At 69.7% G+C, this 274-nt stretch carries 1 pseudogene; it reads right to left on the bottom strand.

The annotated features are described in order from the left end of the window. Nucleotides 1–274 (bottom strand): annotated as a pseudogene (locus B3T77_RS01000) (sensor histidine kinase); the annotation flags it as partial.

The following is a 274-nucleotide window of genomic DNA, read 5'->3' as shown; positions in this document are numbered from 1 at the left end:
TCGGCGGCGTTCTCGACCAGGGTGGACAGGCCGTGGATCACCTCCGGCATCCGGCGCACACGCGGTGCGGGTTGCCCCGGCGGTGTCCTGACCAGAACATCGAAAGCCAGGTCGAAGCCCCGGTGGGGCTCCACCACCTCTTCCAGCAGGGCCTTCAGCGAGACGTCGGCATACAGGGCGTCGTCGCCCTCGGGCTGCTGCGACAGCTGGGTCAGGATGCCCCGGCACCGTTCGGCCTGTTGCAGGATCAGAGCCGCATCCTCGGCCGCGTCGC

The sequence above is a fragment of the Brevundimonas sp. UBA7838 genome (genome assembly GCF_002500885.1).
Taxonomy (GTDB): domain Bacteria; phylum Pseudomonadota; class Alphaproteobacteria; order Caulobacterales; family Caulobacteraceae; genus Brevundimonas; species Brevundimonas vesicularis_C.
This window is presented reverse-complemented; position numbering and strand designations above follow the sequence as displayed.